Source organism: Microbacterium sp., assembly GCF_047607225.1.
In the GTDB taxonomy this organism is placed as follows: domain Bacteria; phylum Actinomycetota; class Actinomycetes; order Actinomycetales; family Microbacteriaceae; genus Microbacterium.
On the sequence record NZ_JASGDO010000005.1, the window covers coordinates 1 to 19,571 of the forward strand.

General features: G+C 69.1%; 22 protein-coding genes. 7 read left to right on the forward strand and 15 right to left on the reverse strand.

Annotated features, from left to right (window positions below):
* Positions 1-112: integrase core domain-containing protein (locus QM591_RS00755; RefSeq protein WP_415128629.1), on the forward strand; the 112-nt coding region annotated here is incomplete at its 5' end.
* 23 nt (positions 113-135) lie between these two features.
* Here QM591_RS00755 and QM591_RS00760 read toward each other — a convergent pair.
* The 8 genes from QM591_RS00760 to QM591_RS00795 all read right to left on the reverse strand — a co-directional run bounded on the left by QM591_RS00760 (position 136) and on the right by QM591_RS00795 (position 6,710).
* Positions 136-810, reverse strand: coding sequence for an SDR family NAD(P)-dependent oxidoreductase (locus QM591_RS00760; RefSeq protein WP_415128590.1), 675 nt, complete (start codon positions 808-810; stop codon positions 136-138).
* 58 nt (positions 811-868) lie between these two features.
* Positions 869-1,729: a fumarylacetoacetate hydrolase family protein gene (locus QM591_RS00765; protein WP_415128592.1), complete on the reverse strand. Its 861-nt coding sequence runs from the start codon at positions 1,727-1,729 to the stop codon at positions 869-871.
* Entirely contained in the window at positions 1,726-1,947 is a 222-nt protein-coding gene (locus tag QM591_RS00770; RefSeq protein ID WP_415128594.1) for a hypothetical protein, read from the reverse strand. Before QM591_RS00770 ends, QM591_RS00765 begins: the two co-directional genes overlap by 4 nt.
* Entirely contained in the window at positions 1,944-2,261 is a 318-nt protein-coding gene (locus tag QM591_RS00775; RefSeq protein WP_415128596.1) for a winged helix-turn-helix domain-containing protein, read from the reverse strand. Before QM591_RS00775 ends, QM591_RS00770 begins: the two co-directional genes overlap by 4 nt.
* 295 nt (positions 2,262-2,556) lie before the next feature.
* On the reverse strand, positions 2,557-3,156 hold the full coding sequence (locus tag QM591_RS00780; RefSeq protein ID WP_415128598.1) for a class I SAM-dependent methyltransferase: 600 nt from the start codon (positions 3,154-3,156) through the stop codon (positions 2,557-2,559).
* 214 nt (positions 3,157-3,370) lie between these two features.
* On the reverse strand, positions 3,371-4,888 hold the full coding sequence (locus QM591_RS00785; RefSeq protein ID WP_415128600.1) for an alpha-N-arabinofuranosidase: 1,518 nt from the start codon (positions 4,886-4,888) through the stop codon (positions 3,371-3,373).
* A 29-nt stretch (positions 4,889-4,917) separates the two neighbouring features.
* Positions 4,918-5,766, reverse strand: a complete 849-nt coding sequence (locus QM591_RS00790) for a carbohydrate ABC transporter permease (RefSeq protein ID WP_415128631.1) — start codon at positions 5,764-5,766, stop codon at positions 4,918-4,920.
* Positions 5,767-5,768: 2 nt separating this feature from the next.
* On the reverse strand, positions 5,769-6,710 hold the full coding sequence (locus QM591_RS00795; RefSeq protein ID WP_415128601.1) for a carbohydrate ABC transporter permease: 942 nt from the start codon (positions 6,708-6,710) through the stop codon (positions 5,769-5,771).
* Between the two features lie 277 nt (positions 6,711-6,987).
* Between QM591_RS00795 and QM591_RS00800 the strand changes: the two genes are divergently transcribed.
* The 3 genes from QM591_RS00800 (at position 6,988) to QM591_RS00810 (ending at position 11,910) form a co-directional block, all read left to right on the forward strand.
* The gene (locus tag QM591_RS00800) at positions 6,988-8,244 is read left to right on the forward strand and encodes an ABC transporter substrate-binding protein (protein WP_415128603.1); all 1,257 of its coding nucleotides are present in this window, start codon (positions 6,988-6,990) and stop codon (positions 8,242-8,244) included.
* A gap of 126 nt (positions 8,245-8,370) precedes the next feature.
* Entirely contained in the window at positions 8,371-9,609 is a 1,239-nt protein-coding gene (locus QM591_RS00805; RefSeq protein WP_415128605.1) for a family 1 glycosylhydrolase, read from the forward strand.
* 99 nt (positions 9,610-9,708) lie between these two features.
* Positions 9,709-11,910, forward strand: a complete 2,202-nt coding sequence (locus QM591_RS00810; RefSeq protein WP_415128607.1) for an RICIN domain-containing protein — start codon at positions 9,709-9,711, stop codon at positions 11,908-11,910.
* A 102-nt stretch (positions 11,911-12,012) separates the two neighbouring features.
* Here the strand turns inward: QM591_RS00810 and QM591_RS00815 are convergent, their stop codons facing one another.
* From QM591_RS00815 to QM591_RS00845, 7 genes are all read right to left on the reverse strand, one after another.
* Positions 12,013-13,026 (reverse strand): LacI family DNA-binding transcriptional regulator, encoded by a 1,014-nt coding sequence (locus tag QM591_RS00815; protein ID WP_415128609.1) that lies wholly within the window; start codon positions 13,024-13,026, stop codon positions 12,013-12,015.
* An 82-nt stretch (positions 13,027-13,108) separates the two neighbouring features.
* The gene (locus QM591_RS00820) at positions 13,109-13,303 is read right to left on the reverse strand and encodes a helix-turn-helix transcriptional regulator (protein ID WP_415128611.1); all 195 of its coding nucleotides are present in this window, start codon (positions 13,301-13,303) and stop codon (positions 13,109-13,111) included.
* A gap of 2 nt (positions 13,304-13,305) precedes the next feature.
* Positions 13,306-13,797: a hypothetical protein gene (locus QM591_RS00825; protein ID WP_415128613.1), complete on the reverse strand. Its 492-nt coding sequence runs from the start codon at positions 13,795-13,797 to the stop codon at positions 13,306-13,308.
* A 220-nt stretch (positions 13,798-14,017) separates the two neighbouring features.
* The gene (locus QM591_RS00830) at positions 14,018-15,487 is read right to left on the reverse strand and encodes a phytoene desaturase family protein (protein ID WP_415128615.1); all 1,470 of its coding nucleotides are present in this window, start codon (positions 15,485-15,487) and stop codon (positions 14,018-14,020) included.
* A 10-nt stretch (positions 15,488-15,497) separates the two neighbouring features.
* Positions 15,498-16,070, reverse strand: coding sequence for an SRPBCC family protein (locus tag QM591_RS00835; RefSeq protein WP_415128617.1), 573 nt, complete (start codon positions 16,068-16,070; stop codon positions 15,498-15,500).
* A gap of 151 nt (positions 16,071-16,221) precedes the next feature.
* The gene (locus QM591_RS00840) at positions 16,222-16,530 is read right to left on the reverse strand and encodes a hypothetical protein (protein WP_415128619.1); all 309 of its coding nucleotides are present in this window, start codon (positions 16,528-16,530) and stop codon (positions 16,222-16,224) included.
* 116 nt (positions 16,531-16,646) lie between these two features.
* On the reverse strand, positions 16,647-16,943 hold the full coding sequence (locus QM591_RS00845) for a hypothetical protein (protein ID WP_415128621.1): 297 nt from the start codon (positions 16,941-16,943) through the stop codon (positions 16,647-16,649).
* Between the two features lie 106 nt (positions 16,944-17,049).
* Between QM591_RS00845 and rfbA the strand changes: the two genes are divergently transcribed.
* From rfbA to QM591_RS00860, 3 genes are all read left to right on the forward strand, one after another.
* Positions 17,050-17,919: a glucose-1-phosphate thymidylyltransferase RfbA gene (gene rfbA / locus QM591_RS00850; RefSeq protein ID WP_415128623.1), complete on the forward strand. Its 870-nt coding sequence runs from the start codon at positions 17,050-17,052 to the stop codon at positions 17,917-17,919.
* Positions 17,919-18,917: a dTDP-glucose 4,6-dehydratase gene (rfbB, locus tag QM591_RS00855; protein WP_415128625.1), complete on the forward strand. Its 999-nt coding sequence runs from the start codon at positions 17,919-17,921 to the stop codon at positions 18,915-18,917. Before rfbA ends, rfbB begins: the two co-directional genes overlap by 1 nt.
* On the forward strand, positions 18,918-19,571 hold a 654-nt coding region (locus QM591_RS00860), incomplete at its 3' end, for a dTDP-4-dehydrorhamnose 3,5-epimerase family protein (protein WP_415128627.1).

Below are 19,571 nucleotides of genomic sequence, written 5' to 3' on the forward strand. Positions count from 1 at the left end.
CCAAGCCCGACTCAACGCCCTCTCGCCCTGGCTCGAGCACTACAACTACGCTCGACCCCACACCGCCTGCGGCGGCCAACCCCCCATCACCCGCGCGACACCAACCTCATGACCGGGTACAGCTAGGGCCGCACCTCAGTAGGTGGCCCGGCCCCCGCTGATGTCGTAGACCGCGCCGGTGGAGAAGCTCACCCGGTGGGACGCGAGCCAGGCGATCAGCTCGGCGACCTCCTCCGCCTTCCCGACGCGCTTCATGGGGATGAGGCTCGTGATGTGGGCCAGCACGTCGGGCGCGGTGTCTTGGTTCATGGGGGTCGCGATCACCGCGGGGGCGATCGCGTTGACGAGCACGCCCGTCGTGGCCAGTTCCTTGCCCGCCGACTTGGTGAGGGCGATCACCGCCGCCTTCGAGGCCGAGTAGATCGACAGGTTGGGGTTGCCGTCCTTTCCCGCCATGCTGGCGAGGTTGACGACCCGGCCCCATCCGCGCTCGACCATGCCCGGGACGAAGGCACGCATCATCGCGACGGTGCCGAGCACGTTGACGTCGAAGACGTGGCGCCACTGCGCGGGGTCGGTCTCCAGCAGTGGCGCGTTCGGGCCGACGATCCCGGCCGAGTTGACGAGCACGTCGACGGGTCCGATCTCGGAGGCGGCCGCTGCCACCGCCTCCTCGTCCGTGATGTCGAGCACGATGTCGCCGCCGTCCGAGACGTCGATGCGGATCACCTCCACCCCGTCGTCGGCCAGTCGGGCCGCGGCCGCCGCGCCGAGGCCGCGTGCACCTCCGGTCACCAGGGCACGTGTCATGTCGGTCTCCTTCGTCAGATCTGGATGAGGAACGTGGGACCCGTGATGACGAGGGCCCTCATCGCGGACCGATCACGGTCTGCCGCTGCGTGCCGAGTCCATCGATGCCGAGCGTCATGACGTCACCCTCGCGCAGCCAGATCTGAGGCGAGAAGCCCATCCCCACGCCGGGGGGCGTGCCGGTGTTGATGAGGTCGCCCGGCTCGAGCACGAGGAACTGGCTGATGTAGTGGACGATCACGTAGGGGTCGAAGATCATCGTCGCGGTCGACCCGGTCTGCCGGCGCACCCCGTTCACGTCGAGCCACATGTCGAGGGCCGTCACGTCGTCGACCTCGTCGGGGGTCACGAGCCAGGGCCCCGCGGGGTTGAACGTCTCGGCCGACTTCCCCTTCAGCCACTGCCCGCCCCGCTCCATCTGGAACGCGCGCTCGCTGACGTCGTTGACCAGCACCCACCCGGCGATGTGGTCGCGCGCGGCGGCCGGGGACTCCAGGTAGCTCGCACGGGCACCGATCACGATGCCGAGCTCCACCTCCCAGTCGGCTTTGGTCGCCCCGCGCGGAAGCCGCACGTCGTCATGAGGACCCACGAGCGTGTTGGGCGACTTCGTGAAGAGGATCGGCTCCTCCGGCACCGCTTGGCCGGTCTCCCGCGCGTGGTCGCTGTAGTTGAGGCCGACGCAGATGATCTGGTGCGGACGGGCGATGGGAGCGCCGATGCGATGACCCGCGATCGGCGTGATCCGCCCTTCCCGCCGGCGCTCCTCGACGACGGGAGCGATCCGTGCGATCCCGTCGGATCCGAAGAACGCCTCGTCGAAGTCGGAGACGAGATCGGAGACGTCCACGAACCCGTCCTCGGTGACGAGGACCCCGGGGCGTTCCGCACCCTCCGGTCCGACGCGCAGCAGTTTCATTCGTGTCCTCCTTCAGGGACGGGGGCGAAGTCCGGGCCGGCGCTTCCCGACCACAGCAGCGGTGGCGCGCCCCGGTGGGGGGTGCGCAGGGTGAACAGGCGGCCCGACAGCGGGTGGCTGATCGGGTTGGCGCTCCGCGATGCGACCGGATCCCATACGAGACCTTCGGCGAGGAGGAAGGAGTCGGTGGTCGCCGTGACCAGTTCCGGATGCGTCACGCGCTCACCTCTTCGCGGCCCAGACCGCTCACGAGCGCGTCGTAGACGTTCCACGCGAGATCCACCTTCGCGGGGCGATAGCTGCCGAGGATCCGCTGCGTCTCGGCCCGCACGACACCGAGCTCCTCCAGGATCGCCAGGTGGGGGCGCAGTCCGTTCCGTGTGCACCCGACCTGACGCGCGAGCTGCGAGGTGGTAGCACTCCCGAGGTGGGCGACGGCTCGGAGGAGCTCCAGGCGCATCGGCGGGACCCCGAGGGCCACCGCGATCATCGCGGGGGTCGGGGGCGTGTCGCCGGCGGGCAGGGCTGCCATGAGCGGACGTTCTCCATCGAAGGGTCGGGAAGTGGTGTCGCCATTGTAGCCACATTCCGTTATTCAGATGCCTCTTCCGTTTATCGGAATGTTGGGACGGTCCCGCCTTCCCAGGTCGCGACCGCCACCACCCCGTGCACAACGGCGGATACGTTGGACAACACGCCGCAGACGCGGGCTCGATCCACGGCGTATCGCCTCCCATGTCCGCCGTTGTGTTCAGCAGGTTGCGCGAAGGCGCAGCAGGTAGCGCGAAGGCGTGGCAGGACGTCGCGCACCACGCCCACTGCGGCCGTCAGGCCGGGCGGCGCCAGAGGATCGCGTAGCGCCAGAGTGCGAAGTGCCGCCAGCGGGAACCGGGGAGCACCTCGGCGGCAGCGCGCCGCACGTCGGTGAAGGTGTGCGGCGGAGGCCACACCGTCGGAGCGGTGTGCTCCCACACTCCGCGCGTACGGGCGTACCACTGATGCTGAAGCACGCCGATCAGCGAGCGCGCGTAGTCAAGGGTCGTGGAACCGCGAGCCACCCCGACAACGACCAGCACCCCGCCCGGAGCGGTCAGCTCCGCCATCCGGCGCAGACCCGCTCGAAGGTCCGGCAGGTGGTGCACCGTCGCCACCGATGCGACCACGTCGAACCGGCGCCCGAAGTCGTGCGCCATGACGTCGGCCTGCAGCCAGTCGATGTCGGGATGGTCACTCGCCGCCTCGCGCAGCACCCCGGCGTCGAGGTCGACGGCCACCACCTCGTCCACCCGTCGGCGCAGCTCGACAGCCAGGAGGCCATTGCCTGTGCCGATGTCGAGCGCCGAGCGCGCTCCAGCGGGGATGGCGCTGAGCACGACCGGGTGGAAGTGGATGTTGTGGTTCCACCGCGGACGGTCGGATGAGCGCATGCGCACATCCTTCCAGCCACACCCCGACCCAGCGCCCGGTCCGTCACCGCGCCCCGCCGACCGAACGGGCACAACGGCGGAGCGGACGAGCGACACGCCGTGCGAAGGGGAGGAACGCACGGCGTGTCGCCCTGCCCATCCGCCGTTGTGCATCAAGCCTCGGCCGTTGTGCATCGGGGAGGGACAGGCCCGACCCCCGACCCGGCCCCGACGGCTAGCGCGTGCGGAGGGTGATGACGGTCCAGGACACGGGTGGAAGCTCGATTCGTCCGGCCCCATCGGCGAGCGCGAGCGACGTGTTCGCCCGCATCGACACCCGCTCGGGCTCGGCGAGCGTATTGACGGCGTAGATGTCGTCGTCGGCGAGGGTCTGCGCGTCACCGCCGATCACGCCGGGGAAGGAGGCGAGGTCGAACTCGAGCGTCGTGGCGTCTGTCTGCGAACGGTTCACGACGAAGATGCTGACCGTCCCGGCCTCGGCGTCGTGCGTCGTGATCGCGTCGATCGTCGGCACGGTGCCGTACACGGCGGTGTCGTAGTTCTCGGACTCGACGCGCGTGGTCACCGCCTCGCCGACGGCGAGCGCCGAAGTAAGGGCGAACGGGAAGAAGGTCGTCTGCTTCCACGCGATGCCGCCGGGCTCGGTCATGATCGGGGCGATCACGTTCACGAGCTGCGCGAGCGACGCGCTCGTGACACGGTCGGCGCGACGGAGGAGCGAGATCAGGAGATTCCCGACGACGACGGCGTCGAGTACCGAGTACGCGTCTTCGAGGAGCCGGGGCGCGACCGGCCAGTTGTCGACGCCGGTGATCTTGTCGATCTTCTCGAACCGCTCGTTGTACCAGACGTTCCACTCGTCGAAGGAGATGTTGACGACGTGATCGCTGCGCTTGACGGCCTTGACGTGATCGATGGTCGTCACGACCTGCTCGATGAAGGCGTCCATGTCGACGGCCGAGGCGAGGAAGCTGGCCGCGTCGCCGTTCTTCTCCTCGTAGTACGCGTGGCAGGAGATGTAGTCGACGTCGTCGTAGGAGTGGGAGAGCACGACCCGCTCCCATTCGCCGAACGTGGACATGTGCCGGCTCGACGACCCGCACACCACCAGCTCCAGGGACGGGTCGAACATGCGCATGGCGCGGGCGGTCTGGGCGGCGAGCTTGCCGTAGTCGTCGGCGGAGCGGTGTCCGAGCTGCCAGGGTCCGTCCATCTCGTTGCCCAGGCACCACATGCGCACGTCGAACGGCTCGGCGCGTCCGTTGCTCGCCCGCTCGAGGGCGCGCGCGCTGCCACCGGGAAGGTTCGCGTACTCGAGCAGGTCGAGCGCTTCGAGGGTCCCGCGGGTGCCGAGGTTGACCGCGAGGACGAGCTCGCTGTCGATCGACTCCAGCCACCGCTGGAACTCGTGGAGCCCCACCTCGTTGGTCTCGGTCGAGTGCCACGCGAGATCGATGCGCTCGGGGCGCTGCTCGCGCGGCCCGACGCTGTCCTCCCAGCGGAAGCCCGACACGAAGTTCCCCCCGGGATAGCGGATGGCGCTCACCCCCAGCTCGCGGACGAGATCGCGCACATCCTGGCGGAACCCGTCGGCGTCGGCGGTGGGGTGGGTCGGCTCGTAGATGCCGTCGTACACCGACCGGCCGAGGTGCTCCACGAAGGAGCCGAACAGCCGGCGGTTGACGGCACCGATCGGCAGCCGGGGGTCGAACATGAGTCGTGCGGTGGGCATTGCAGCCTCTCGTCTCGGGTCGGTCGGGGTCATTTGAGTCCGGTGCTGGCGACGCTCTGGATGAAGCGCCGCTGGAGCACGAGGAAGAGGACGGCGAGGGGCGCCAGGGCGATGAGGGATCCGGCCATCATCACGCCGTAGGGGATGATGCCGTCGGGGCCGGTGAGCAGGGTCAGTCCGGAGGTGATCGTGCCCATCTGCTGGTCGGTCGTGAAGACGAGGGGCCAGAGCAGGTCGTTCCAGTTGTTGACGAAGGTGTAGATCCCGAGGGTCACCAGCGCTGGCACGGCGTTGGGGAGCACCACGCTGCGGAAGATGCGCAGCTCGGATGCCCCGTCGATGCGCGCCGCGTTGTCGAGGTCGCGGGGAAGGGACAGGAAGAACTGCCGCAGGAAGAAGATCCCGAAGGCGTCGGCGGCGCGCGGAGCGATCAGTCCCGTGTAGGAGTTGATCCATCCGAGGTCGGCGACCAGCTGATACACCGGGATCAGGGTGGCCTGGAAGGGCACCATGAGGCTCGCGACGATCGCGATGAGGAGCAGCTTGCTGCCGCGGAAGTCCACTCGGGCGAGCACATACGCCGCGAGCGAGTCGAACACGAGGGCGAAGAGCGTCACGCCGCCGGCGAAGATGAAGCTGTTGAGGATGAGCCGCGCGAACGGCAGGTCGGTGAAGATGCGCGTGAAGTTGTCGAGCGTCCACGCACCGGGCGCGAGCGTCGGCGGGAAGGCGTTGACCTCGGCGACCGGCTTGAACGCGGTGAAGACGATGATCGCGATCGGCAGCAGGATGAGCAGGGCCACGATCAGCATGGCGGCGAAGAACAGCCAGCGGGTGAGCTGGTCGGTGACGCGACGGCGGCGGGCGAGAGTGTTCATGGTCAACCGGCGTCCTTCTCACCGCGGGCGGTGATCGCGAACTGCACGAGGCTCAGCAGCAGCGTGGCGATCAGCAGCACGTACGACAGTGCGGAAGCGAACCCGAGCTCGAGATCCTTGAAGCCGGACTTGTAGATCTGCATCACGACGGTCTGCGTGCTCTGGTAGGGGCCGCCGCCGGTGAGGATGTAGATCTGATCGAAGGCCTGCAGGGCGGCGATCGTCGAGATCACCAACACGAATCCGGTCGTGTTGCTGAGGAGCGGCACCGTCACGTTGCGGAACCGGGCGAGGGGCCCGGCGCCGTCCATCTTCGCCGCCTCGTAGAGGCTCTGCGGGATCTCCTGCACGCCGGCGAGGAAGACGATCATGTAGAAGGGGAAGTTCTTCCACACCGCGATCAGCACGACCGTGGGCATCGCGAGCGCGGGGTCTTGCAGCACGTCGCCGATGCGCACCCCGAACGACTGCAGCCAGTAGTTCAGGAGTCCGACCTGCGGATCCAGCAGGTACTGCCACGCGAAGGCGGCCACCGCGAGCGAGACGATGAACGGGAGGAACAGCGCCGTGCGGAAGGCTCCGCGCAGGGGCAGCCGTGGGCTGTTGAGCGCGAGGGCGAGCAGAAGCGCGAGGAGCACGACGACCGGGGTGAACATGACCGTGTAGAGGGCGGTGTTGCCCATCGCCCGCAGGATGTTCGGCTCGGTGAAGACCGCGATGTAGTTCTCCAGGCCCACCCACTGCTCCAGCCCGAAGCCGCTGGCATCGGTGAAGGACAGACGAAGCGCGGCGAACATGGGCCAGAAGACGAACGTGATGAGGATCGTCATCGCCGGGAGCAGGAACGCGACGATCGTGATGCGTCGCTTCGCCCGCCCACGCAGGGGGCCACGGCCCCCGATCGGGGGCGGCGGTCGGAACCGTCGAGTGCTGGTGAGCGTCATCGCTGCTTCCCTCTTCTGAGCGGTGTCCCTCACCGCTTCTCCAACGTTGTAAATGACAGTATGGGCCCCGACCGCTCGTCGTCAAGTCGGCCCATCCCGTCGGACGATCGACCGTCGCCGGGTCCGCGTCGAGCACGCACCCCGCACCATTTGACAATTGCGATCCGACGATCCACTATGTGATCACAACGCTGTTACAACGTTGTAGAACCCAGAGGCGAGAGGGAGTTTCGCCGTTCCATCGACAGTGGAGTCGACTCGTGGAGGTCCAGCACCAATGAAGAAGCCCATCACCGCAGCAGCACTCGTGAGCGCCGTCGTGCTCATGGCATCCGGCTGCGCGGCCAGCACGCCCACCCCGGAAGGCCCGATCAAGATCGACTTCTGGCACGGCTACACCGAAGCCGACGGCAAGGTGCTCAACAATCTCGTCGACGAGTTCAACGCCTCGCAGGACAAGATCGAGATCACCGCGTCCACCAAGCCCTGGGCCACGCTGCTCGACACAGCGCTGCCCGCCCTCAGCTCCAAGACCGGACCCGAACTGGTCGCCCTCCCCGCCGAGAACGTCCCGGTCTGGGCCTCCAAGGGGGCCCTGCACGACCTCGACGACTGGTACGGCGCGTCGGACAGTGGCGCCGGTGTCCTCAACGAGGGCGCTGTCGCCACCGGAGTGGTCGAGGGCAAGCACTACGCCGCGCCGCTGAGCTTCACCCCGCTCACGATGTTCTACAACACCGCCATGTTCGAGAAAGCCGGTGTCGAGGTGCCCACCACCTGGGACGAGTGGGTGGCGGCCGCCGAGAAGCTCACGATCGACGAGAACGGCGACGGCACGCCCGAGCAGTATGGTCTGGCGCTGCAGGACCACGGAACCGTCGGCAACGGCGTGTGGCCCTCGCTCTTCAAGAGCGGCGGCGGCGATGTCGTCACCGCCGATGGCAAGGCCGTGATCGATTCGCCCGAGAACGTCAAGACGCTGACCTACTGGAAGGACGCGCTCGCCAAGGGCAAGTTCTCCCCGACGGGCCTCGCCGGCGCCGACGCCGACGGCCTCTTCAGCTCCGGCAAGGTCGCCATGACCCTCGCCGGACCGTGGATGGCGACCGTCTCGGAGTCCTCGGGCATCGACTACGGCATCGCGCCCCTCCCCGCCGGACCCGCCGGGATCAAGGCCTCCGCACTCGCCGTCGACCTCAGCATCACGTCGCAGGCGACCGACCAGGAGAAGGAAGCCATCCAGACGTTCCTCACGTGGTTCTACCAGAAGGAGAACATGGTCACGTGGTCTCTCGCCTCGGGCTGGCCTCCCCTCACGAGCGAGGTCACGGCCGCCGACGTGGCGGAGAACAAGGTGGTGGCCGCCCTCACCGAGCAGTCGCAGTACGGCGTCGCGCTCCTGCCGGGCGTCATCCCCTCCACCGACGTGCTGACGGCGATGGACACCGCCACTCAGAAGGCCCTCGCCGGCGGCGACGTGGCCGAGCTCCTCAGCTCCGCGCAGAAGGAGATGGACGCCGCACTCGCCGGCTGACGCTCCGGATATCGTGGGCCGGCCCTTCGCACCGCTCGATGCGGCGCGAGGGTCCGGCCCCTTCTCTCCCTCCCGCCCGAACACCCCACTCGACACACCCCGAAGCCCCACCGAAGGACGACACACATGCGCTGGTTCGAAGACGGACGCCTCCGATTCGCCGTCGGAGTCGAAGACACGTTCATTCCGCAGACGCGGCCGGGCGAGCGCGCCCTCGACGAGTACGAGCTCATGCAGCACTACCGCTTCTGGCGGGAGGACCTGGAGTACTGCGCCGAGTCCGGCAGCGAGATGGTCCGCTGGGGCATCCCGTGGTACCGGATCCAGCCCGAGCCGGGAACGTGGGATTGGGAATGGCTCGACCGCGTCGTCGACGCCTTCGATGAGCTCGGCCTCGACCTCGTCACCGACCTCATGCACTACGGAACCCCGCTGTGGCTGGAGGACCAGTTCGTCCACCCCGACTACCCGGAACGCGTGGCCGAGTACGCCGCCGCCGTGGCCGAGCGCTATCGCGGCCGGATCCGTCACTACACCCCCCTGAACGAACCGCTCCTGAACGTCATGTACTGCGGCGAGTTCGGGCAGTGGCCGCCCTATCGCACCGGCGATCGGGGCTTCGTCGACGTGCTGCGCGGCGTCACCCGCGGCATCGTCACGACCCAGAACGCGATCGAGGCGGTGGACGAGGCTGCCGACTTCGTGCACGTGGAGGCCTCGTTCCGCTTCACCGGCGACCTCGACGCCCACCGCGAGACGCACGACCACCTTCGTCACCGCCGGTTCCTGATCCAGGACCTCGTGATGGGGCACGTCGGCGACGACCACGCCCTCGTGCCGTACCTGCGCGCCCACGGCTTCGGCGACGACGACCTCGCGTGGGCCCGCGCGCACACCGCGCAGCCCGACGTCGTCGGGGTCAACTACTACCCGCAGCACTCCACCGAGACCTTCGAGCGGGGCGTCACCCGCTCCGGCGGCCCGCGCGACCTGCGCCCCCGGCACAACGCCGGCGTGGAGGGCATGAAGGACGTGCTCACCTCGTTCGCCGAGCGCTACGGCAAGCCCGTGTTCCTGACCGAGACGAGCTACACCGGCACCGTCGAGGAGCGGATCTCCTGGATGAAGGAGTCGGTGGCCGCGGTCGACGAGCTCCGCGCCGACGGTGTGGACGTCGTCGGATACACGTGGTGGTGCATCACCGACATGATCGAGTGGTCGTATCGGACCGGTGACAAGTCGGCGATGAACTACCTCCTCACGATGGGCCTGTGGGCACTCGAGGAGGAGGCCGACGGAACGCTCCGACGCGTGAAGACGCCGGTGGCCGACGAGTTCCACCGCCTCGCCACGCGCGCCCGCTGACGCCGGAGTTCGTGGTTGACGCGCTTTACATCGTTGTGAAACCATCGTTTACAACGATGTAGAACGACCTGCATCGTCCCCCAGATGAAGGACGCAAAGATGCGACACACGAAATCTGCCCCCCGCAGACGCCGAGGGCTCCTCGCCCTCACCGCCGTGATCACGCTCGCCGGGTCGGCCATCGTCGGCGTTCCCGCCTACGCGGTGACCACCGGCAACGGCTCCCTGGTCTACGCACCACCGGACGGCTCGTCGTTCAACGACGAGGGAGGTGACGCCACCGGCACCGCCTACGCCAAGATCGTCGCCCTCAAGCACAGCGGGTCGGCCAACGGCACCCTGATCGTCACGTTCGACGACGGCCGGCTGATCAAGGACGTGAGCCCCAGCACCAACCCCACCACCGACACTCAGGCGTGTCTGGCCAACCCCAGCCTCGCCTGTCACCAGGAGTGGCCCATCTTCCGCAGCACCGACAACGGCACGTCGTGGACCAAGATCTCCGCTGTGAACCCTGGGCTGCAGTTCCCGGGCATCCCGGGCCAGGAAGACACCACCCAGCTCGACCGACTCGCCCAGCCGTTCCTCTACGAGCTGCCGCAGGCCACGGGAGGCCTTGCGGCCGGAACGCTCCTGCTGACCGGACAGATCCGCCCGGCCGACCGCGACGACCCCGCCTCGATCACCAAGCTGGTGGTCTACAAGAGCACCAACCAGGGCGCGAGCTGGAGCTACCTCAGCACGATCGACACCGGCGGTCCGGCCGTCTACGACCCCTCGTCCACCTCCACGACCACCACGGTGTGGGAGCCCACCCTCATCGTCGACGGCAACGGCGGGCTGACGGCGTACTTCTCCGATGAGCGACAGAAGGCGAACAACGTCCTGCAGGCCGTGTCGTACCGCCGGTCCACCGACGGCGGGCTGACCTGGGGCGCGCTGTCCAACGTATCGGCACCGACCGACAAGCTGCACCGCCCCGGCATGATCACGGTCACCAAGCTGCCCGACAGCACCTACCTCGCCACGTACGAGGTGGTCAACGCCGCCGGCTACGCGTTCTCCAACGCCTCACCGGTGTTCTTCAAGAAGTCGCCGGACGGACTGAACTGGGGAACCACCACGAGCCTCGGCACCCCCGTCGAGCTTGCGGACGGACGCGGTATCGGCTCCTCCCCCACGGTCACCTGGGTTCCCACCGGCGGACCGAAGGGCATGGTCGTCGTCGCCTCCAAGTGGGGTCTCGACGCGGCAGGAAACCTCAACAGCGGCCAGAACTTCTTCGTCAACTACAACCTCGGAGTCGGCCCCTGGGAACGCCTGCCGTTCGCGGTGACGTTCAACGGTCAGAGCTCGATCACCGGCTTCGCGCAGGGGATCGACTACAGCCCCGACGGGCGCACGCTGTACCAGGCGACCAACGTCGACAACTACCGCACCGGCTACCTGTACAACGACATCCGGGTCGGAACGGTTCCTCTCAACGCCACGGCCTACGAGGCCGAGAACGCGACGCGGGTCAACACGAGCCTCGTCACGCACGGCGATGCCTCGAACGGCTCGAAGGTCGGCAACATCAACTTCTCCGACAGCAGCGTGACCTTCTCGGTCAAGGTGCCGACGGCGGGGACCTACACGATGAACGTGCGCTACGCGAACGGGACGTCGGGCACGAGCAGCCACGCCGTGTCGGTCAACGGCGGCACGGCGTCGTCCATCAGCTATCCCAAGACCGCCGATTGGGGACGCTACCTCTGGGCACAGAAGAGCGTGTCGCTGAACGCGGGCACGAACACGATCCGGTTCGGCTACAGCGGCACGTTCGCGGAGCTGGACCAGATCCAGATCTACCCGTCGTCCACCACCCCGGCACCGGAGTTCCGCATCGTCAACCGCAACAGCGGCAAGCTGCTGGAGATCTTCTCGGCGGCCACGACCGACGGCGCCCCCGCCGGCCAGTGGGGGCCGACGGGGAACCCGACGCAGGTGTGGCAGGTGACGCCGGCAACGAGCGGCACGTTCCAGCTCGTGAACAAGAACAGCGGCAAGCTGCTGGAGATCCCGAGCGCCTCGACGGCCGACGGCACCGACGCGGCGCAGTGGGGCCCCACCGGTCACGCGACGCAGCGGTGGAACCTGACGCCCAACAGCAGCGGCTACTGGGCGATCACCAACGCCAACAGCGGCAAGTACCTCGAGATCGACGGGTGCTCCACCGCTGACGGCGCCGTGGCGCAGCAATGGGGTCCTACCAGCGGGCTCTGCCAGCAGTGGCGGCTCGTCAAGGAGGGCATCCAGTAGGACCCTCCGTCGAGCGGGGTGGGGCGTGCGACGCGCCTCACCCCGCTCCTGCGTGTCGGGGGGCCCGCGGGCGCGGCCCGGGGTCGCACTCGCGCCGCGGGCTTAGGCGGGGGCGGACTCGCGGACGATGACCTCGAAGGCGACCGTCTCCTCGCTCGGGCTCTCGGGGCGGCTCGCCTCGGCGCCGATGCGCTGGACGAGCAGGTCCACGGCGCGCTGGGCGATCTGCTCGCGACCGGGATCGATCGTCGTCAGGCTCGGCACGGCGTACTGTGCCTCTTCGATGTTGTCGAAGCCGATCACCGCGACGTCGTCGGGGATCCGTCGCCCGCTCTCCTGGAGCGCGCGCATGGCTCCCAGGGTGAGGGCATCGTTGAGGCCGAACACGGCATCGAACTCGACCCCGCTCTCGATCAGCTCGCGAGCGGCCTCGGCACCGTTGGCGCGGTGCCAGAGAGTCGTGGAGCGCACGAGCGCGGGATCGTACGGAAGGCCCGCAGCCGTCACCGCCTCTTCATAGCCCTTCAGGCGGAGCGCGGCGGAGCCGAGCTCCTCGTCGGGGTGAGCGCCGATGAGGGCGATGCGGCGGCGCCCCGCCGCGAGGAGGAACTCGGTCGCCGCGCGTGCGGCTTCGACATTGCGCATCGTCACGTGGTCGACGGGGCCGCCGAAGATCCGTTCACCGAGCAGCACGAGAGGGAAGTCGACGTTCAGCAGCGCGGCGTCTTCCTGCCCCATGCCGAGCGGGCTGAAGATCACGCCGTCGGTCATCCGCATGCGCGGACTGGAGAGGACGGCCAGCTCGCGGCTCCGATCCGCACCGGTCCGCTCGATGATCACGACGAGCCCGTGGCTCTCGGCCTGCGTGATGACGGCGTCGGCGAGCTCGGCGAAGTAGCTGAGGCTCAGCTCGGGGAGCACGAGGCCGATCACGCCGCTGCGACCGGAGCGGAGGCTCCGCGCCGAGAGGTTCGGCTGATAGCCGAGCTGATCGATCGCCGCCTGCACACGTTCGCGAGTCGACGGGCGCACATGCGGGTAGTCGTTGACGACGTTCGAAACGGTCTTGATCGACACTCCGGCCAGCTGGGCCACATCGTGGAGAGTCGCCGCCATGGATCCTCCGTTCGGTGACGTGGCACCACCTTACAACGTCGTAAGGACCCGATCGGGGTTGTCGCGGTCCCGTCGTCGGGCTTCACTCCTCATCGGCGAAGATCTGCTCGATCGGGCGGTCGAACACGCGCGAGAGGCGGAAGGCGAGAGGGAGGGAGGGATCGAACCTCCCTCGCTCGATCGAGATGATCGTCTGCCGAGACACACCCAGCTCGTCGGCGAGCTGCTGCTGCGACCAGCCCCGGTCGCGCCGGAGGTCGGGAAGGGAGTTGCGCACCCTCAGCCCCGCCGCTGGAGGACGAGGTAGCGGATGCCGAACGATCCCATCGAGATCAGGAGCACGGCGATCAACGGGATCAGCACGGGCACATCGAGTCCCGTGATGGCAAGTCCCGCCGTCCCGAGGCCGGTGATGAGGAGGGTGTCGGAGAACGCCCCGCTGGCCGCGCGGTCGTACCAGGCGGACTCGACGGACTGCTCGGGGTTCGGCGTCGCGCCGCGCAGGGTCTGCCGGTCGACGATGAGCGCCCACACGAGACCCAGGCACGGCCACACGGTGACCGCCGCCATCGCGATCCCGCCGAGGAGGGGGCGGGGGCCGGCGGCCCCCGTGAGCGCCGCGACCGCACCGATCCCGACGGCGAGCACGAGGCCGATCGGCGCGGCGACGACGAGGGCGGACAGGCGACGCGAGCCGAACTTCACGCGTCCCCACCGGGAACGTTCCTGGGCGGCGGACGGGGCGGCCTCCGGGCTGCGGGAGTCGGTCATGATGCCTCCGATGTGAAGTGTGCTTTACAACACTTCTACTCTGGCATGTCAAGTGTGCTTTACGCAACTGCGGTCGGCGGCGGGTATCGTCTGGGGCGCCGCTCCGGTGCACAACGGCGGACCGACAGCCCGACACGCCGCGCTCGCCGTCCGACACGCCGGGGAGGCACCTCCGCCGTCCGCCATTGTGCCCGGCGCTGTGCTCGCCGCCGGGGGCGGGTCAGCCGGCGAGGGAGAGGTCGGGATCCGTGGTGATGCCGAACTGGTCGCGGAGGGCGGTGCGGGCGGCGTGCCATCCGGCGAGGCCGTGGACTCCGGGACCGGGCGAGGTCGACGACGAACACAGATAGAGGCCCGCAACGGGCGTCCGCCAGGGGGTCGGGCTGAGCACGGGTCGCGCGAGCAACTGGCGGACGTCGGCGGCACCGGCCGCGATGTCCCCACCGGGATAGTTCGGGTTGTGGTGCTCGAGGTCGACCGCGGTGCGGCTCGACACGGCGAGGATGGTGTCGCGGAAACCGGGGGCGAAGCGCTCGATCTGCGCGATCACCGCCTCCGCCCGATCGAGCGTCGATCCCGCCGGTACGTGCGTGTACGTCCACAGCGTGTGCCCGCCGGACGGCGCACGCGAGGGATCGACGATCGACGGCTGCGAGACCAGGACGTAGGGGGATTGCGGATGCCGGCCGCGGGCGACCTCCCGCTCTCCCGCTGCGATCTCGGCGCGGGTGCCGCCGAGGTGGAGCGTGGGCGCCTCGCGGAGCTCTGCCGGGTGCCAGGGCACGGGAGCGGACAGTGCGAAGTCGACCTTCGCGGCTCCCTGCCCGTACCGGAAACGCGCGAGGCGGCGGCGGTACCGCTCGGGAAGCTCGTCTCCCGCCATCGCGAGCAGGGCGCGTGGAGTGAGGTCGAGCATTCGCACGCGGGCCGGCGGGAGGTCGGACAGCCGCGTCACCTCGTGGCCCAGGACGACCCTCCCCCCATGGGCTTCGAGGTCGCGCACGAGCGCATCGACGATCGCCTGGCTCCCCCCGATCGGGATCGGCCAGCCGCGCGCGTGCGCATACGCGGTGAGGGCGAGCCCGGCCCCCGCGGCAGCGAGGCTCGGGAGCGGAAGGATCGCGTGGGCGCTCACGCCCGACAGGAGCGCCGGCGCCGCGTCGCCCCGGAAGCGCAGGTTCCACGCCGGCGTGCCCTGCTCAGCGGTCGCCGCACCCAGCAGTGCAGCGGTCCACGGGTGGGGTGGGAAGCGCAGGAGCGGGCCGCCCGTGATCTCGGCGACCTCCGACGCACGGCGCGCGAGGGGACCGATCAGGCGGGCGTAGGCCGCGCCGTCGCTCCCCAGCCCTGCGGCGGTGCGGGCGAGGTCGCGGTGGGCGATCGCCGCCGCGCCGCCGTCGAGGGGGTGGGCGAAGGAGATGTCGGGCCGGACGAGGGAGATGCGCCGATCGAGCTCGAAGGCGCGGAAGAACGGCGACTCGAGCGCGAGGGGATGCACGGCGGAGCAGACATCGTGCGCGAACCCGGGCAGCGTGAGCTCAGCCGTCGACGCCCCGCCCCCGGCACGCGCGGCGCGTTCGAACACGACGACCCGGAGCCCCGCGCGCGCGAGGGTGACCGCGGCTGCCAGCCCGTTGGGTCCCGCCCCCACCACCACGACGTCGAGATCGCCGTACTCCGACTCGCTCATCGTCGCCACTCTACGGCGCGGTGTCGACGTCCGCCGCCTCGCGGAGAACCTCCGGCTCGGTGGCATCCGGCGCTCCGGAGGCGGCGGAGTCCAGGGGCGCGTCGGGGTCGGCCACAGCCGGTGAATCCGGCGCCGCTTCCGCGACGGGCCGTCGCGCCCCGCCCTCGGCCAGGAGCGCGAGGCGGTGGAGCGTCTCCTTGTTCCGCCACCGGAGCAGTGGGTCGATGAGCGCACTCACCGCCGACCCGGGACCTGCCACGGGGTGCTCGTCGATGCGGACGACGCACCCGGTGCCCCGCGGCTTGACCTCTATGCTCACCCGTGCCTCGCCCATCGGCCATCCGCGCGCGAGCAGCACCATGCGGCGGGGCGGATCCCATAGCTCGACGCGCGTGATGTCGTCGAGCAGCACCGGCCACGTGCCGAAGGAGTGATGCAAGCGAGAGCCCGCCTCGGGCCAGGACTCGGCGACGTCGCGCATCCGCGACGCTCCGACGACCCACCCCGGATACAGCCAGCCGTCGGACAGGACGGCGAACACCTCGGCGGGAGAGCAGCGGAACAGACGCACGTTGCGAGCCATGTCGTCACGGTAGAGCGGCAGCATCCGCGGACCGAGGGGCTGGTACCGCCGGAGCGCGCGTGGTAAGCGGCGCGAGCCCGCCCGGTCCCGGCCTCCTCCGCTTCCCGTTGCGCGTCGCTCGCACGATGGAGAGCGACTCCCTCGCCCGGCCTCACCGCGTCGCCCAGCGCGCGGCCCGGAGGGGCGGTGGACGATGCGGAATGGGAACAGGTTTCGTCCAGGCCTGCCGCGGACCCTCGTCGATGAGATCGGCCGCATCGGTGACGAGCTCCCCCATCGTCGCGTAAGTGCCGGTGCGGATGCCGTGGGCGACCCACGTCACCTCGTATCGTCCGTCGCGTCGCCGCTCGACGTAGGCGACGACACTGTCGGGATCGGTGGCGGATGCGGAGCGGTCGCACAATCGCCACGTGTCCTCGGTAAGGGGATCCAGCCAGAGCTGGTGGTCTTCGGATCTCATGGGGCCTCCGGACGGGTACGCCGGCGTCTGCGGGCGTTCGCGTCGTCGTGCGCACCATCGCTCGAAGCCGCCACGGACTGTAGGGGCTTGACAGTCGTCCGACCGCGGGTTAGCGCTCAAGGGGTGAGCGCGGAACCGGCTGACGCCTCCACCACCCGCGCGATCGCCCGCGCGAAGTCCAGCGACTGCGCCACCTCGACGGCGTGGTCGTAGCGACAGCCGCAGAGCGAGACGAACACGGAGCCGACGACCTCCACATACCCTCGGGCGACTCCGTCGACCGAGACGCGGTACCGATCGGTGTCGACGCGCTCCCACACGATGCGGGGCGCCCGCTCCGGGGCGGCGCCGACATCGGCGAGCGGGCGGCGGTCCCGTGTGCGCGTCGTGCGCGCCGCCAGCGTGTCGGTCATCTCGCCCCTCATCGGCATCCGTGAGGTCACGAATGTAGGTGGCGCACCGCTCTCACCCCCAGGGGCTTGACAACGTGCCGCGGAGGGCATGTGCGACGATGGGCGCATGAAGGGGATCATTCTTGCGGGGGGATCGGGCACGCGTCTGCACCCGATCACGATGGGCGTTTCCAAACAGCTCATCCCGGTCTACGACAAACCGATGCTGTACTACCCACTGTCCACGTTGATGCTCGCGGGGATCCGCGACATCCTCGTGATCACGACGCCACACGACGCTCCGTTCTTCGAGCGGCTGCTGGGCGACGGGTCGCAGTTCGGCATCTCGCTCACGTTCGCGCAGCAGCCCTCGCCCGACGGGCTCGCCCAGGCGTTCACGATCGGAGCCGACTTCATCGGCGACGACGACGTCGCTCTCGTCCTCGGCGACAACCTGCTCTACGGGCCGGGACTCGGCTCGCGGCTGAAGCGCTTCTCGGGCATCGACGGCGGCGCCATCTTCGCGTACTGGGTCGCCGAGCCGCAGGCCTACGGCGTCGTGGAGTTCGACGGCGAAGGGACGGCCGTCTCGCTGGAGGAGAAGCCCACGGCCCCCCGCAGCAACTATGCGGTTCCCGGCCTCTACTTCTACGACAACGACGTGGTGGAGATCGCGCGGAACCTGCAGCCCTCCGCGCGCGGCGAGTACGAGATCACCGACGTCAACCGCGCCTACCTGGAACGCGGCAGACTGCAGGTCGAGGTGCTCCCGCGCGGCACGGCCTGGCTCGACACCGGGACGTTCGACCAGATGACCGACGCCGCCGAGTACGTGCGGACGATCCAGCGGCGCACCGGACTGTCGATCGGCGTGCCGGAGGAGGTCGCCTGGCGCGAGGGGTTCCTCACCGACGATGACCTGCGTCAGCGGGCCGAGAAGCTCGTGAAGTCGGGTTACGGAACCTATCTGCTCGAAGCACTGGAGAGGGGTCGCTGATGGCGAAGCTGCTGGTCACCGGAGGAGCCGGATTCATCGGATCCAACTTCGTCCATTACGTCGCCGCCCACACCGACCACCACGTGACGGTGCTGGACAGCCTCACCTACGCGGGCAACCGCTCCTCGCTCGACGGCATCCCGGAGTCGCGTCTGCGCTTCGTCCACGGCGACATCACCGACGCCGCGCTGGTGGACGAGCTGACCGCCGATGCCGACGCCGTCGTGCACTACGCCGCGGAGTCGCACAACGACAACTCGCTCCACGATCCGCGCCCGTTCCTGGACACCAACATCATCGGGACGTACACGCTCCTCGAGGCGGCACGGCGACACGAGACCCGGTTCCACCACATCTCGACCGACGAGGTCTACGGAGACCTGGAGCTCGACGACCCCGAGCGGTTCACCGAGTCGACGCCGTACAACCCGTCGTCGCCGTACTCGTCGACCAAGGCCGGCTCCGATCTCCTCGTGCGCGCCTGGGTGCGCTCGTTCGGCGTGCGGGCCACGATCAGCAACTGCTCCAACAACTACGGGCCGCACCAGCACGTGGAGAAGTTCATCCCGCGCCAGATCACCAACGTCATCCGCGGCATCCGTCCCAAGCTGTACGGCACGGGCGAGAACGTGCGTGACTGGATCCACGCCGACGATCACTCCTCGGCGGTCCTGACGATCCTCGACCGCGGGGTCATCGGTGAGACCTACCTCATCGGCGCCGACGGGGAGAAGAACAACCGTGAGGTCGTCGAGCTCATCCTGGATCTCATGGGGCAGGACTCCGGCGCCTACGACCTCGTCACCGATCGCCCGGGGCATGACCTGCGCTACGCGATCGACTCGACCAAGCTGCGCACCGAGCTCGGCTGGGCACCCTCGTACGGGAAGTTCGAAGACGGCCTGGCCGCCACGATCGACTGGTACCGGGCGAACGAGGACTGGTGGGCGCCCAGCAAGGACGGCGTCGAGGCCTTCTACGCGTCCAAGGGGCAGTAAGTGACGGCGTACGGCAAGCCGCTCACCCCGCGCGAGACCGGCATCGACGGCCTGACGATCTGGGATCTCCCGGTCCACGGCGACAATCGCGGCTGGTTCAAGGAGAACTGGCAACGGGAGAAGATGACCGCGGCGGGCCTTCCCGACTTCGGTCCCGTGCAGAACAACGTGTCCTTCAACGACGCCGTCGGCACGACCCGCGGCATCCACGCCGAGCCGTGGGACAAGTGGGTCTCGGTCGCGACCGGCCGGATCTTCGGCGCCTGGGTGGACCTGCGCGAGGGTCCCGGTTTCGGACGGGTGTTCACTGCGGAGCTGGATCCCTCCGTGGCGATCTTCGTGCCACGCGGCGTCGGCAACTCGTACCAGACGCTCGAGCCCGACACCGCGTACACCTACCTCGTCAACGACCACTGGTCGCCGGATGCGTCCTACTCGTTCGTCAACCTGGGCGATCCGGCGCTGGCGATCGCGTGGCCGATTCCCCTCTCCGAGGTCGAGATCTCCGACAAGGACCGCGCTCACCCCGTGCTCGCGGAGGCCGTCCCCGTGCCCCCGCGACGTGTGCTCGTGGTCGGCGCCGACGGCCAGCTCGGCCGGGCGCTGCGCACGGCCCTGGCAGGGCGCGGCGAGGTCGAGTTCGCCTCGCGCGCC